Here is a 14,999-nt window from a genome sequence, read left to right as displayed (position 1 = left end):
TTCCTAACTTTTTTGCTCTAGCTGAGCAACAAGATTTTGAAAAACTTCACCACGCTGTGCATAACTATTAAACTCATCAAAGCTTGCACATGCTGGTGATAATAATACTATCTCATTATCTTGAGCTTTTTGACTAGCTAGTTCGAAAGCTTGTTTCATATTATTACATAGCTGATATTTACAATAGCTTTTGATACAGCTTTCAATATATTCTTTATCATCTCCATATAAATAGACATATTTAACATATTTATCTAGCGATTTTATTATCAAACTAAAATCACCACCCTTTGCTACTCCACCTAATAATAATATGATATTTTTAGAATTTGTTATACTGTTAAGAGCAGCTATTGTAGCACCAACATTGGTACCTTTTGAATCATTTATATAAGTTATGCCATTTACTTTCTTTACAATCTTACAGCAATGTTCTAAACCTTTAAATTTTTTAATAGAGTTTATTGATTGATTAATATCTAAGCCTAACCTATAAAGGATATTTAGCACCACAATAATATTTTCTAAATTATGCCAACCAAACAGATTAGTCTCATTAATATCTAATAGCTTTGTCGAGTTCTTATAGATAACTCCTCTTACTATTTGATATTCACCAGCATACTTGATGCCATTATTATGTACATCATAAACAAAAAAATCATTACTAAATTTTGCTAAATTAAGTTTTGACTGCTTATATTCCTCAAAATTTTGGTGTCTATCTAAATGATCTGGTGAGACATTAATAACACAACCTAAGTCAAATCTGACACAATTTAATAAATCTATCTGAAAGCTCGATAGTTCAACAATACAGTAATCAAATTTTTCATATATTTTATTTAGAGCTGGGGTACCAATATTACCAACAAGAATACTTTTATAACCAAGGTCTTTAAGGACAAAATCAGTCATTGTCACTACTGTGCTTTTACCATTTGATCCTGTGACAGCAATTGTTTTAGCTTTAGTATTCTTAATATACTGATAAAATATGTCAACATCACTGACTATTTTATCTTTAAATTTAGCTAGCACTCTATATGGTGACTTATTAAGAGGAATTCCTGGGCTGACTGTAATTAAGTCATAATTATCTAAATCATAATTAACAAACTCATCATTATTATGCGATATATCAACTGTAATATCGATAAAACCTGCGAGAAAATCACAAACAGACTTACCTGTAGAGCCATAACCAACCATCAGTAGTTTGGTTATCTTGTTATAATTAAAATAAAAACCAAACATTACCTAACCTTGATAGCAGCTAAACCAATTAAAAAAAGTATCAAAGAAATTATCCAAAAGCGTATTACAACTTTTGTTTCTGGCCAACCTTTTAATTCAAAATGATGATGTATAGGTGCCATTCTAAAAATTCTTTTACCATTTCTAAGCTTATATGAGCCTACTTGTAACATCACTGATAAAGCCTCTACAACAAATAATAATCCCATAATAAAAAATATCAACTCTTGACGTATAATCACTGCAATTACACCAAGTACTGCACCTAGTGTTAGCGAGCCAACATCTCCCATAAATACTTCCGCTGGATGAGAATTAAACCATAAAAATGCTAAACCAGAACCACACAAAGCTGCACAAAAAACTGCCACCTCAGCAAGTCCAGAGTTACCTAAATAGTTCAACAATAAATAATTTGCTAAAGTACTATTAGTCTCAATGTATGCATAAATACCTAATCCAGCCGCGACAAGCACAACAGGTACAATAGCTAAACCATCTAGTCCATCAGTAAGATTAACAGCATTACTACTTCCATTGACAATAAAAAATGTCAAAACCACAAATAAAACAATACCCATTGGGATATATATACTCTTTGAGAACGGTATTAATAAACTTATCTGACCATTCTTAGACAATAGATAAAATAAAACTATAGCCAAAACTATTGAGAAAATTGATTGCAAAGCAAACTTGTACTTAGCTCTTAAACCTTTAGGATGCTTAAGTACCAGCTTCAAATAATCATCAAAGAATCCAATAGCTCCAAAGAAAATAACCACTAAAATCAAAATCCATAAATATATACTTGTCAAATCTCCCCAAAGTATACAAGAAATAATAACTGATGAAAGAATCAAAATACCTCCCATAGTTGGGGTATTTCTTTTAGAAAAATGGCTTTGTGGACCGTCATCTCTAACAACTTGACCTATTTGCATCTTCTGTAACCACCTAATCATCGGCCTACCAAGAGAAAGAGTAATTAGTAACGATGTTATCGAAATCATGATTATTCTTACTGATACATAACTACTAAAAACTTCTAAACCTTTGAAACGGCTTAACCATACAAAAATATAAATCAGCATATTAAAAATGTTTAATTACCTTCGAGTATTTATACATATAATATGTTATTTTTTTAATAGAGTCAAAATCAGTCTCTAGATAGTTGGCTCGAATTTTTTATATTTCATCGCAAAATCATCATTTTCGAACTGCTCATAATTTTTGATAAAAGCTCTTACTAACGATTTATATTCTTTTTTGTATTCAGCGCTATCAATCCAATTATTGGTAAGTTGAAGTTCTTGACCATTATCATTTATTGAAGTTAAAGCTTTAAAATTAAAATACTTTTGACGAGTAAATTTAAAGCTAACATTCTCCGGTTTAGTCAATAAGTAGTTAACAATTTTTTTTGTCTCCTCAACAGGAACTCTCCTACCTGTCTTATAATCACCCTCAATCCAGCCAACATTTATCATATAAATTTTAGCATTGCTATGCTTTAAGCGCTGGCGTAATATATTAGCATATCTAGTTGGCTTAAGTAGTAAAAATGGTTGTGCATAGCAACTTGTAAACTCTGGTTTAGGTTCTGTAACACCTGCCTCTACACCTATAGAAGTAGAAGTATACCCAGATAAAAAATAGTAAATTGCCTGACCCTTACTAAGTTTTGCAACTCTTGGTAGCACACCTTTTGCGTCTTTTACAAGAAAGATTATTGTATTAGGATTATCAGTATTTACAACATTATCAAAGTTTTCACGCGGGAAAGTCACATAGGTATTGCTTTGTGAATTACTTTTCTCACCAAATATAATATTTTGACTATCATCAAAGTTAGGATTTTCTATCAAAAGATCTCCAGCTAATGCTTCTCTAATCCGTAGATCATCTTTTTTAAAACTTGCTGATTTAATTGTCAAACCTGACTCTAAGCTATATACACCGCGCATTTCTGTCCAGGCAATCGCCTCATTAGCAACTAGACTCTTATTTCGGTCTAAAGCTAGCGTTGTTTTACCACTACCAGATAAGCCAAAAAACATCGTACTATTAGCTTCGGTATCAACACTGACAGCACAGTAAAATACGCCAATATTATTCAATGAAAGATAATAGCTCATAACTGATAACAGTGCCTTATTTATCTCAGCAAGATACATAGTCCCAACTAATATACTTTCTCGCTGTTTGAGATTAGTTGCTATTACCTTTGGAGAGTTTAAATTAAGATCTAGATAATCATCTATCTGCGTTTCGTATGAATGCATTATTACCCATTGTGGATCAAATGACTCTAATTCTTTTTTACTCGGAGTTATCGATATTAACTTTAAAAAATAAGCAGCTGAAGCCTGAGTAGTTATTAATCTAACTGCTATGGTATTTCTTTCATCATGATTATAAAAACCATCAACAACAAAAAGATCCTTTGTTGCTAATTCTTGAAGTAGCTTTTCTTTGATTAACTTCCAGTTTTTTCTTTTTAACCTTTTATTATCTGATCCATCTTCGCTCCACCAGATATTCTTTATAGCATATTTAGTCTCAACAATGTATTTATCATCAGGGAGTCTACCTTTGATCTCACCACTGTCAACCACTAATGTTTTACCATCATAACATATAAAACCATCGCTATTATGTGCATATTTTGCTAATTCTTCGAGAGAAAGGTTTTTATGCACATTTTCACAAGTATATAGATACTTATTTTCATCTATGGTTGAAGGATCCATTAACAAAAGTCCCTTAGCTTACAAAGCAATTAAATATTAAGTAAAAATTATAGCTAGTATATATTTTTTTTTCAAAAAAAATGTTATTGTTTTTGTAATAAAGTAAACTATTAAATAAACTATAATTTAAGCAATTATTTCTACGACAAAAGTGACTAGTGAAATTAAAGTGAACAAGACTAATTTTATAAAAAATATCATCAAGAAAGACATTGAAACAAAGAAAGTCTCAGGTATTCTAACTCGCTTCCCTCCTGAGCCTAATGGCTACCTTCATATTGGTCACGCAAAATCTATATGTCTTAATTTCAGTATTGCACAAGAATTTGGTGGTAAATGCAATCTACGCTTTGATGATACCAATCCTGACAAAGAAGATATTGAGTATATAAATGCTATCCAAGAAGATGTAGAGTGGCTTGGTTTTAAATGGGAAAATCAACCGCGTTTTGCTTCTGAATATTTTGATAAAATGTATGAACTAGCTATATTACTTATAAAAAAAGGCAAGGCTTATGTCTGTGATTTGTCAGCAGAAGAAATACGCACGTACCGTGGCACGCTAAAAGAGCCAGGTAAAAATAGTCCATATAGAGAACGCAGTATCACTGAGAACCTTGAATTATTTGAAGGTATGAAAAATGGTAAATTTACTGAAGGTAGTAAAACTTTGAGAGCAAAAATTGATATGTCCTCTGGCAATATAAACCTTAGAGATCCAGCTTTATACAGAATAAAGGTCTCTCACCACCCTAAAACAGGTGATAAATGGTGTATTTACCCAATGTATACATTTGCTCATCCACTTGAGGATGCAATCGAAAAAATAACTCATTCACTATGCACTTTAGAATTCCAAGACCAAAGACCATTCTATGATTGGGTCATTGAGGAAACAGAATTTGAGATAAAGCCACAACAAATTGAATTTTCAAAACTTAATCTTAATTACACAATTACAAGTAAGCGAAAACTAAAATATTTGGTTGATAATAAGCTTGTCAATGGCTGGGATGATCCACGTATGCCGACTATAAAAGGCTACCGTCGCAGAGGTTATACTCCAGAATCTATTCGTAATTTTTGTGACACGATAGGAATATCTAAACAAGATTCTGTTATTGACGTTTCGGTTTTAGAAGATGCTATTAGAGACGATTTAAACAAAAATGCTTTAAGAAAAAATGTTGTCTTAGATCCAATAAAAGTAAGCATAAAAGATATGCCTAGCCATCATCTAGATGTACCAAACCATCCACAAGATCCAGAATTTGGCCGCCGAGAGATCACAATATCATCTCAAATATTTATTGAAAGAGACGATTTTGTTTTCAAACAAGAAAAAAATATGAAAAAATTTAGTCCAAATGGTAGAGTTCGTTTACTAAACGGATATGTAATTGAGTGTCAAGAAGTGATAACTGATATTAATGGCGAAGTTATAGAACTACAATGCTCTTATTTATCAGAAACTCTAGGTGGTAAAAAGCCAAATGATGGTATTAAGCCTAATTGTATTATCCATTGGGTTGATGCTAATAATTGTCTTAATGCTGAAGTTAGGATTTATGATCGCCTATTTAATGATGAAAATCCGGCAAATGCTGATCGTATTGAGGATGTTTTAAATCCAAACTCATTACAAGTTATCAAAAATGCTAAAGTTGAAAGATCTCTTGAAAATGTCAAAGTTGAAGAGCGATTCCAGTTTAACAGAGTTGGTTATTTCATTGCTGACCTAAAAGACTGTTCTCAGCATAAGCTAGTATTTAATCGTATTGTGACTCTTAGAAACTAATTCAAAGAATACATAAAATGTTATCAAACTCGAAAAAACTATTATATGTTATTTTTCTTTTTTGTATATGGATATTTGGAACTTTAATATAGTTTACAATAAACATCCAATTATTGGTTCCTTCTAATAAATCTTGTACTAATATAACTTTTAACCCTATGTTTATCTGGACTTATATGTAGTTGTATATGTATGCTTATATAAATACTTTTTTTTATATAAACTTCTAAAGCTATATTTCAATCATAATACAACTTTGGTTTTAATATTATTTTTAATATATATTAGCGAGGTTATCTAGCGTATTTTGGGATTATAGTTTTGTAAAGTTTAACCAAAATGTAATGCTTTTTTTGGATAATGACTTGCTATTACTTTGGCTATAGTAGCAGCTCTAGGAATGTACTCAAAATTTGAAATAGGTTTTTATTAATTACTTCTATTTTTTTACTAATCACTATAAACTTTAATATCTTTAATTATTTACTTATTAGCTTATACTATAGTCACTTTGCACCTATCAAATATGCTATTGGCGAAGTAAATATCTCCGAAAGTAGTTATATAACTATAATTTTGAATCCTATACGCACAGTTATCCAATTTATCTAGTTTAGGTTATTATCTATACCGTTGTGATTTATAATTTTTCTCGGTTTACGGCAAAAAAAAAATATTATTTAAAAATAAAACTTCGTTAGAAAAATTAACTAGTCTTTTAGTGGTGTGTGGTTTATACCTTTAGTATTTTTTTATTTTGCAAACCCATACAACACACATTTAAAATAAGGTTTGCAAATATGTACAATGTCGCTAACATTACCAGTATTATTTTATTTATTTGAATCAATATAAAGGATAAAATATTCTATAATATTGTATTGGTTTTTATTTTAATAGACATTACAGTTTTTATATTTTATAACACTTTAACATATTTTTTCTCCTCAGCTTACAACTAAAAACTTTTGTAATAAATTGCTGTCAAGGCTGAATAATTTATCAAAAATAATTTAAATCATACATATGTCATAAGGTAATAGACCTGTTTATAATCAAATGTTATTAGTTGGAGCATTATTAAAATAAGTAAACCTTATGTGTTTCTCAAATTTAATAATCACAACATACCATACAATCAAGAGATTCTTACTATGTTTTCAGATTATGATAAACAAAAAAAACTATCACCTTTAAACAAACTGGTTTTAGTACTTAGGCACACCAATGCACAAGCATTAAAAGAATAAGTAATTATCATTTTATCTAGTATAGAAACACCAAAACTACTTAATTTGAATATTTTAGGCTAGACTTTTATCGTAAAATCTACCAATAAAAGCTGACATATTTGATTTTATAAGACCAGTAATGACATAAACAAAACTTAAACATAAATTATATAATAATCTAACTACTTGAATATGCTAGTATAAAAAAACCAGCCTAACAAAAAAAAAGAATCTAATAACCAGTACACGACGATAATAGCCTAAATATTTCTCAGCAACAAAACCACCAGAATAACTTAGATATAAACCATTGAAAAAGTTGTACCAACTAAAGATGCTAATAAATCTTGAGAGATTTGAAACTTACCGATCAAATAAGAATATCAACAATGATTATTGTAGCCATAACGCTCAGTAAACTCAGCTAGTGAGGTAATTGTGCTAAAACTTTTTTCTCTTCTCTGAGAGATCTCTAGAATTTATATCTTTGGTAGTCATAGTTAAACTAAACAATTAAAATTAAACTTACATATGCTCTATGATAGGCATAAATACCTAACTATATTTTGATTATTCTAATTCTAAAATCTTCTTTCCAATTTTTGTTCAAGATCGCGGTTTAAATCTTCTAATTACTTTTATACTTTTGCAATCCCCTGCTGGAATTTTTGATAAAAATCTAGTTGTGACATTTGTTGTTGTCTAATCTCAATATTAGACTCAATTTTTTCTATCTGATTTGGCAGATTGTGCGTAGTTGTTTTTTTTGTTCATAAGTCAGCTTATTTTAAAAATTGCTCAATATATTATTCTTGGTAATATTATTTATAAACTCTATATCATGACTTACTATAATTATTGTACCTTGATAATTTATAAGCATTTCCTCAAGTATTTCTAAAGTCTCTATATCCAAGTCATTTGACGGTTCATCAAGGACTATGTATGATATTGCTAAGTTTTAATAAAATCTTTGCCAGTAAAAGCCGATTCTTTTCACCACCAGCTTGATGTGTAATCGGTAAGTGTATAATGTAAATGATCAAAGCAAAAAATTTAATATTATCTGCTAGAGTACCTTGAGATAGTTTATCCAGCCTAAGCAAACAATTAAAAATTTTTTTTTGCCACACAGCCTTGAAAAATCTTTAAATAAATACTTACCAGCATATTCAAAATAAATCTTGTCAGCTTGAATAATCTTTTTCGATGATTTATCCAACTTGAGCAACTTCAACATCAGCTACCAATCATGCTTTTGTTTGCTTTCATGACTCATCTGCTCTAAAGCTCTGACTCGCCATTCATTTCTTGTACGTCATGCTTTAATCCTCTAACGACCCCACGCTTCTTCTTGAGCTTACTTTTTACTAAACTCACTATTAGGCCTTTTCTTGAGCATCAAGTATTTGCTTTTTTCTCAACAAACTTAGTATAATTTACCATCAAAACAATACAAATGTCCTCTATCTAATTAGACTATACTTTTAGCAACATTATTGAGAAATTTTCTTTAACGAATTAATAAAGAATCATGATTCTCATCGATATAACTATGTAAGTGTTCAAGTTCAGCAGATTATGGATTTGACCCTAAAGTCTTGCTGGTATGCGATAAATACTCTACCTGAATTACTACCTTGAGGTATAACATCAGCTACACTTCCTTGCATATCACTATGAACTTCCTGAATCATACTTTAAACAATAGCATTATTATACACAATAACCTCACGACCGTCTGGGGTATTACCTTACCTTCAATAATTTTTATTAGTGATGTTACCCTGGAGCATTACGACTTATCAAGCAAATTCTTTGACCTTTTGAAATTTTTCTAAATTAACCTTATCAAAGACTATTTGCTTACCAAAGTTAGGCTTACATTTTAAAAATATATTAACCTAAAGTTAATAAAAATAATCAAATAATGATGATTTTTGTACTCTTTCACGCAATATTTTAATAGAAAATTACAAAGATAATCGATGCAGTAAAATACATCCATCCACCAAATGAAATTGGCAAACTCAGAGATATTGATGTAAGATGTCCCATCATAATATCATTTAAAAACCAAGCTAAACCAAAACCAGCTCCAGCAGCACCCATTGCCTTACCTTGTTCCTTATCAGTAACTGCTGTTGAAATCATTGTTAAAAGAGCTGTATAACAAATAAGTTGAGATGCTGATAAAACTATTGTCAGCAACCATTGTGTGAATTGATTAATTAAAATAGTCACAAAAATAAAACCTATACCACAAATAACTGCGGCTTTTACAAAAGCTATCTGATTAGATAACTTTGCAAAAATTATAGGTTGAATAACAATACTCACGACTGCTGTAGATAATCCCATAAGAGCATAAAAGGCGCCTGTTTGTGAAACTGTATAGCTATAAGTCAAATTTAAAAACAATGCTATGCCCTGGCCATAAAATCCCCACGCACATTGAACTAATAAATATACTACTCCAATTAATCTAACACGCTTATCAGATAATAAAAATGATATTGTCTTGTAGATTGTTCCAAGTTGAATAACTAAACCAGGATTCTTCGGTAAATCTTTAGTCATGATAATAGCTATAAAAACAATATTAATCAGTGATAATATCGCTGCAAAAATAAACGGTAATGTATGACTGACATTCATTACTGAAACAAAACTTGTAACTATCGGACCAACAACAAAACCTAAAGATGCTGCCATCGTAATATAACCTAAATTTTTAGACTTATCTTCTTCTGTAGATATATCAATGACTGCAGCTTGAGCAATTTCGAAAGCTCCTCCAGCCAAACCACAAACAAATCTACTTGCTACAAATAATAGATAGTGATGTGAGTATATAGCATATGATGATAAAATATATGATACACATGTGGTTGATAAAGCAACAATTAGGATAATTTTGCGTCCATACTTATCTGATAATTCACCAATAATAGGACAGCCGATCATTAAGCCTAATGGCCAACATGCCAAAGCTATTGAATAATACCAGTTCTGAAAGTTACCGCCTGGATCACCAAAAGTAATACATGACTGACCAAAAAATAACGACGGCATAATAGGGAAAACAAGCCCTGCACCCATTACATCTATTATAATCGTGGTAATAAGCACTGGGATTAAAATATTCTTTGCGTGCAGATTCATTGCAGACTTCATATATTATAAAAAATATTAAAAATAAAACCGTTATATGCTACCATAACTATGCTTTTTTATCAATATTTAGAAATCTTTAAGATATAGTTATACTCTTAACGCTAGTTTTTTGATATAAATAAACATCTTTATATAAAAGATAAAACTCTCATCTTTATAAGTTTAGTATTCTACTTATTATTAAGTTAGTGGTAAAATATTTCTTTCAAAACGTAACTGCTCTTTGTAAACTATTCTTTTATTTTTCTTGATATTACCAAATACGTTATTAAAAGACTCTTCATTATATATTTTTAAACTCTAATAAAGCAGGTTCTTTATAAAGTTTTGCAATAGTAGATTTATCTAAAGAGAACTCTATATTGATGAGAGCAAGATGTTTGGGAAACTTCTGAAAAATGCTTTCTCTAAGCTTATTTATATGATATTACGCTCACAATAAAGAGAATATTAAAAAAATTTAGTGAATCAGTTAAACTTAAAGTATTTACACGTATTGATCTTAGTGTATCACTTCTTAGTATTTTTGTTACGATTTATTCTCATATTGTCATACACAATTCAAGCTTGTATCAAACTTACCTATACAACAATTGACTATTATTTAATCACAATAGTACTTTTTATACCACTTAGTGGTATAAAAAAGCTAAGTCTTAACTATAAAAATATAAGTTTAAAGATTAAAAATGACAAAACAATATAAAAAACTACTACCAGCTAGCTTTTATTAATGGAGTCAATGATGCGAATGACTATTATAAGTTTCGTATTGTTATATCTTCATTGTTTGCTCTTATATATAGTAGCACTTGTATATTACACATAAATGTGCCTTACATGATAGTAGTTTTGTGGTTTTATTATCCTTGCTAATATTGCTACGATTATGAGTGTAGTAATGAATAATATATTTTATAGATTTCATTCTACTAAAATTAGTTTCTTATATTAACTATGAATCTTTTAAAACTTTTACATATGATTGCTGGAAAGATACCATGATGTAACGAATATTAAGCAATACAATCTTAAGTTTCATTATCCGATTAATTATCGGAGCATTTTTATCTTTTATGATCTATTTTTTTTGCAATTTTAATTGTAGTCCTACTCTAATTAGTTTGTATATATCACACAAAATAAATGTTCAAAAATAAAACTCTTATTAGAGGCTAAATAATACTTATTCTTTGTCTAACAGTTTCATACAATGCTATACCAGTAGCTACTGAAACATTTAAACTAGAGACCTCACCTAACATTGGTAAGTTAGCTAAAAAATCACAACTTGCTTTTGTACGCTGGCGCATACCACTTCCCTCAGCACCAGCAACTATTGCTATAGGGTCAGCTAAGTTCATAGCATATAAGCTATCATCAGCTTCACCAGCTAAGCCAACTATCCAAACATCTAGTTTTTTGAGCTTTTCAATAGCTCTCGCTAGATTTGTAACTATGACAATTTTTGTATGTTCTACAGCACCACAAGCAACTTTTTTAACAGTCGCATTTATTGGCGCACTATTATCTTTTGGAATAATTATAAAATCAATCCCTGCTGAATGTGCACTGCGAATACATGCACCAAAATTGTGAGGGTCTTGGACATTATCTAATATCAAAATAAATGCATTTTTATCTTGTGGAACTAAGCTTTCAATGTCATTTTCCGTATAAGTTTTAAAAGTTTTTTTTTCTAGTGCAAAAATATTCTGATGATTAGCATCTTTTCTAATACGGCTAGGAAGTAACTTTAAATCATCAATAAAAGTAACTTTTATATCTTTTGAATTTGCTTTAACAATGATAGCTTTTATTTTAGGATTAAGATTTTGTTTTTTTAACACTAATATTTCTTTTGCCTGATCTGATACTATCAAGCTATCAACAGCATTAATTCCATAAATTAAAATACTCATTTAGCCTCCAAAAGTTTTACTAGCTTTTCTCTTAAGCCATCAAATGAGCCATTACTCATCATCACAAGTTGTAAGTTTCTGTGTTGATGAATATTTAGTAAGTCATTTATTTGTGTAACAAAATCTTCAATATCCATGATAAAATCAACATTATCAATATTTTTGAGCAGCCCTTTAGCATCCCATTTTAATAGACTATGATTATACAGCAAAACTTTATCAGCTTGTGTTATTGATACTGAAAGATTATCTTTATTATCCCCCTGACGCATAGTGTTTGAACGTGGATCAATAAGAGCCACTACATAGGCATCTTTGTCTTTATTACGTACAGCTTCTAAAGTCAATTTAATCGAAGTTGGATGATGAGCAAAATCATCATACAAAGTAACATTATCTCGATGTGACAATACTTCTAGGCGTCTTTTAACACCTTTAAACCCATCTAAAGCTTGCTTAATATTTCCACCAGAGATATTAAGCTGCTTCGCTACAGCATAAGCACTCATAGAGTTTAAAGCATTATGCTCACCTATTAAACCCCATGATATTTGGATACTGTTACTACCATCACTAGCTAATTCAAACTTAGAGTAGTCGGAGTTATTTTTAGTTATAAAAAATCCATCGGCTGAATTTGCTTTGATAAGCTCTGACCAACAACCCATAGATATTACCTTTTGTACATTATCATCCTTAGCATTGTAAATAATCTTTGCTGTAGCTGGCATTTTTCTAAGTAGTTGATGAAATTGCCAAAATATCGCATCAACATCTTTAAAAATATCAGCATGATCATATTCAATATTATTAATCACAAAAATATTTGGATCATAATGAATTAACTTTGAACGCTTATCAAAAAAAGCAGTATCATATTCATCTGCTTCAATAACAAAATACTGAGAATCCGTATAGCGTGAAGAAACCCTAAAATCGCTACTAACACCACCAACCAAAAAGCTTGGATTTAATCCAGCTTGTTCAAGTATTTTTATAGTCATTGTCGTAGTTGTGGTTTTACCATGTGTTCCAGCTATTGCAATAACCTTTTTATATTTAAGGATATTTTGATATAGCCACTCAGGACCTGAAAAATAGTTTAACTTTTCTGCAAGTATTTTTTCTATTATTGGCATACCTCTCTTCATAATATTACCAATAATAATCTCATCAGAATTTAGCTCTAACTGAGAGCAATCAAATCCTTGCAATATTTCTATACCTTGAGATTCAAGATAAGTACTCATTGGCGGATAAACATTAGCATCAGAACCTGTTACTTTATAACCTTTTTGTTTTGCTAATACCGCTAGTGAACCCATAAAGGTACCACAAATACCTAAAATATGAATATGTTTTGACATTCAGTCTTTTTTTAAAAACGTTTATAATATTAAGTGGCTAGATTATAGTAGTTTACTAAGATTAAATCAATATTACTTTAGTTGTTAGTTATATTGACTTGGTATTGTCAAAGTTATTATTTATACTTATAGTAGATTTAAAGTTTAAGGATAAAAAATGTTTATAGAGTTTGCTCTTGAGAGCAAAGTACTTCAATTTGGCGAGTTTACCCTCAAGTCAGGTCGTATAAGTCCATATTTTTTCAATGCTGGTTTATTTAACTCTGGTAGACAGCTTGCATCATTAGCTGATTACTATGCACAGTTAATTATAAAAAGTAATATCAAATACGATATTTTATTTGGTCCAGCATACAAGGGAATACCTTTAGTTGCAGCTATTTCAACTACTTTAGCTGTAAAATACAATATCGATATACCGTATGCCTTTGATCGTAAAGAAGTAAAAGACCATGGTGAAAGTGGCATATTTGTTGGGGCTGATATGACAAACAAAAAAGTATTACTTATTGATGATGTAATGACAGCAGGTACTGCTTTTTATGAGTCATACAACAAATTTAAAAGCATCCATGCTGAAATAGCTGGTGTTGTACTATCCATAGATCGCCAGGAGAAAGCTAAAGATAGTAATATTTCAGCAACTAAGAAAATATCTCTAGACTTTAACATCCCAGTTTTAGCTGTGACAAACTTTGAAAGTATTTTTGAGTATGTTAAAAAAAATCTTGATGGAACCATGATTAATAAATTTAAACAATATCGTCAAAAATATGGCTCATAACAAAGATATTTATATAATTTCTGATTTACATTTAAATACAAATTGTACTGAAATGGCAGAGCTTTTTAAAAAATTTCTAGATAATATTACATCACAGCAGAATCAACTTTTTATATTAGGTGATTTTTTTGACTACTGGATTGGAGATAATCATCGAGATGATTTCTATCACAAGATTACAGCTTGGTTAAAACTAGCCTCTGATAAAGGCTTAGAAATATCTTTTATGCACGGTAATCGCGATTTTTTAATTGGCCAAAAGTTCGCTAAACAAAGTGGCATTACACTAATTAAAGATCCTTTTTATCTAAATATTACTGATAAAAAAATAGTTTTCTCACATGGCGATTTATTCTGTACTAATGATAAAAGCTACCAGTGGTATAGAAAATGGATCGCATACAACCCTATTTTAAGATTTATTTTTAAAAGATTACCGCTATTTATAAGAGAATATACTGCAAAAAATGTGCGTAAAACTAGTTATGCAAAAAACCTCAAACACCCAAATGTAGATGTCACTTCTATAGGTATAGAAAAATATCGTAAAGGTTATGATATTGTTATTCATGGTCATACACATAAAATGGCAATACATATTGCAAATGACTACACTAGATATGTACTAGGCGATTGGTTCAAAGACGGTAATTATATAAAAATTTCTAAAGATTGTGAGATTATACAGGTTACTACATTACGATAA

Annotated in this window: 9 protein-coding genes and 4 pseudogenes; 3 read left to right on the top strand and 10 right to left on the bottom strand. The window is 30.0% G+C overall.

Annotated elements, in window-relative coordinates; all coding sequences use genetic code 11:
• Positions 1 to 3 precede the first annotated feature (3 nt).
• The 3 genes from murD to FSC845_RS04445 form a co-directional block, all read right to left on the bottom strand.
• Positions 4 to 1,257: a UDP-N-acetylmuramoyl-L-alanine--D-glutamate ligase gene (murD, locus tag FSC845_RS04455; protein WP_064460894.1), complete on the bottom strand. Its 1,254-nt coding sequence runs from the start codon at positions 1,255 to 1,257 to the stop codon at positions 4 to 6.
• Complete coding sequence (gene mraY / locus FSC845_RS04450; RefSeq protein ID WP_064460893.1) at positions 1,257 to 2,351, bottom strand: phospho-N-acetylmuramoyl-pentapeptide-transferase; 1,095 nt, start codon at positions 2,349 to 2,351, stop codon at positions 1,257 to 1,259. Before mraY ends, murD begins: the two co-directional genes overlap by 1 nt.
• Positions 2,352 to 2,426: 75 nt before the next feature.
• Positions 2,427 to 4,013 carry a phosphoenolpyruvate carboxykinase (ATP) gene (locus tag FSC845_RS04445; protein WP_064460892.1) on the bottom strand — a complete coding sequence of 529 codons (1,587 nt, stop codon included), beginning with the start codon at positions 4,011 to 4,013 and terminating at the stop codon, positions 2,427 to 2,429.
• 151 nt (positions 4,014 to 4,164) lie between these two features.
• Between FSC845_RS04445 and FSC845_RS04440 the strand changes: the two genes are divergently transcribed.
• Entirely contained in the window at positions 4,165 to 5,811 is a 1,647-nt protein-coding gene (locus FSC845_RS04440) for a glutamine--tRNA ligase/YqeY domain fusion protein (RefSeq protein ID WP_064460891.1), read from the top strand.
• Positions 5,812 to 7,124: 1,313 nt separating this feature from the next.
• Here FSC845_RS04440 and FSC845_RS10075 read toward each other — a convergent pair.
• From FSC845_RS10075 to mpl, 7 genes and pseudogenes are all read right to left on the bottom strand, one after another.
• Positions 7,125 to 7,541 (bottom strand): annotated as a pseudogene (locus FSC845_RS10075) (peptide MFS transporter); the annotation flags it as partial.
• Positions 7,542 to 7,684: 143 nt separating this feature from the next.
• A pseudogene (locus FSC845_RS07285) lies at positions 7,685 to 8,547 on the bottom strand (ABC transporter ATP-binding protein); the annotation flags it as partial.
• Positions 8,548 to 8,614: 67 nt separating this feature from the next.
• Complete coding sequence (locus FSC845_RS10070; protein WP_407637676.1) at positions 8,615 to 8,740, bottom strand: hypothetical protein; 126 nt, start codon at positions 8,738 to 8,740, stop codon at positions 8,615 to 8,617.
• A gap of 213 nt (positions 8,741 to 8,953) precedes the next feature.
• Positions 8,954 to 10,208, bottom strand: a pseudogene (locus FSC845_RS04430) (MFS transporter).
• Between the two features lie 71 nt (positions 10,209 to 10,279).
• Positions 10,280 to 10,681: pseudogene (locus FSC845_RS09695) on the bottom strand (FUSC family protein); the annotation flags it as partial.
• A 714-nt stretch (positions 10,682 to 11,395) separates the two neighbouring features.
• Positions 11,396 to 12,142, bottom strand: a complete 747-nt coding sequence (gene rlmB / locus FSC845_RS04425) for a 23S rRNA (guanosine(2251)-2'-O)-methyltransferase RlmB (RefSeq protein WP_068594364.1) — start codon at positions 12,140 to 12,142, stop codon at positions 11,396 to 11,398.
• Positions 12,139 to 13,509 (bottom strand): UDP-N-acetylmuramate:L-alanyl-gamma-D-glutamyl-meso-diaminopimelate ligase, encoded by a 1,371-nt coding sequence (mpl, locus tag FSC845_RS04420; RefSeq protein WP_064460889.1) that lies wholly within the window; start codon positions 13,507 to 13,509, stop codon positions 12,139 to 12,141. Before mpl ends, rlmB begins: the two co-directional genes overlap by 4 nt.
• A gap of 157 nt (positions 13,510 to 13,666) precedes the next feature.
• On the opposite strand from mpl, the gene pyrE reads away from it, so the two are divergent.
• Together pyrE and FSC845_RS04410 are read left to right on the top strand one after the other, a co-directional pair.
• Complete coding sequence (gene pyrE, locus FSC845_RS04415) at positions 13,667 to 14,293, top strand: orotate phosphoribosyltransferase (protein ID WP_064460888.1); 627 nt, start codon at positions 13,667 to 13,669, stop codon at positions 14,291 to 14,293.
• Positions 14,283 to 14,999 carry a UDP-2,3-diacylglucosamine diphosphatase gene (locus tag FSC845_RS04410; RefSeq protein WP_064460887.1) on the top strand — a complete coding sequence of 239 codons (717 nt, stop codon included), beginning with the start codon at positions 14,283 to 14,285 and terminating at the stop codon, positions 14,997 to 14,999. Before pyrE ends, FSC845_RS04410 begins: the two co-directional genes overlap by 11 nt.

Source organism: Francisella persica ATCC VR-331 (assembly GCF_001653955.1).
Classification (GTDB): Bacteria; Pseudomonadota; Gammaproteobacteria; order Francisellales; family Francisellaceae; genus Francisella; species Francisella persica.
This window is presented reverse-complemented; position numbering and strand designations above follow the sequence as displayed.

Excerpts from the sequence above, each read along its gene's own strand:
- murD (WP_064460894.1), bottom strand. The coding sequence starts at position 1,257 with ATGTTTGGTTTTTATTTTAATTATAACAAGATAACCAAACTACTGATG.
- mraY (WP_064460893.1), bottom strand. The coding sequence starts at position 2,351 with ATGCTGATTTATATTTTTGTATGGTTAAGCCGTTTCAAAGGTTTAGAA.
- FSC845_RS04445 (WP_064460892.1), bottom strand. The coding sequence starts at position 4,013 with ATGGATCCTTCAACCATAGATGAAAATAAGTATCTATATACTTGTGAA.
- FSC845_RS10070 (WP_407637676.1), bottom strand. The coding sequence starts at position 8,740 with ATGATTCAGGAAGTTCATAGTGATATGCAAGGAAGTGTAGCTGATGTT.
- rlmB (WP_068594364.1), bottom strand. The coding sequence starts at position 12,142 with ATGAGTATTTTAATTTATGGAATTAATGCTGTTGATAGCTTGATAGTA.
- mpl (WP_064460889.1), bottom strand. The coding sequence starts at position 13,509 with ATGTCAAAACATATTCATATTTTAGGTATTTGTGGTACCTTTATGGGT.
- pyrE (WP_064460888.1), top strand. The coding sequence starts at position 13,667 with ATGTTTATAGAGTTTGCTCTTGAGAGCAAAGTACTTCAATTTGGCGAG.
- FSC845_RS04410 (WP_064460887.1), top strand. The coding sequence starts at position 14,283 with ATGGCTCATAACAAAGATATTTATATAATTTCTGATTTACATTTAAAT.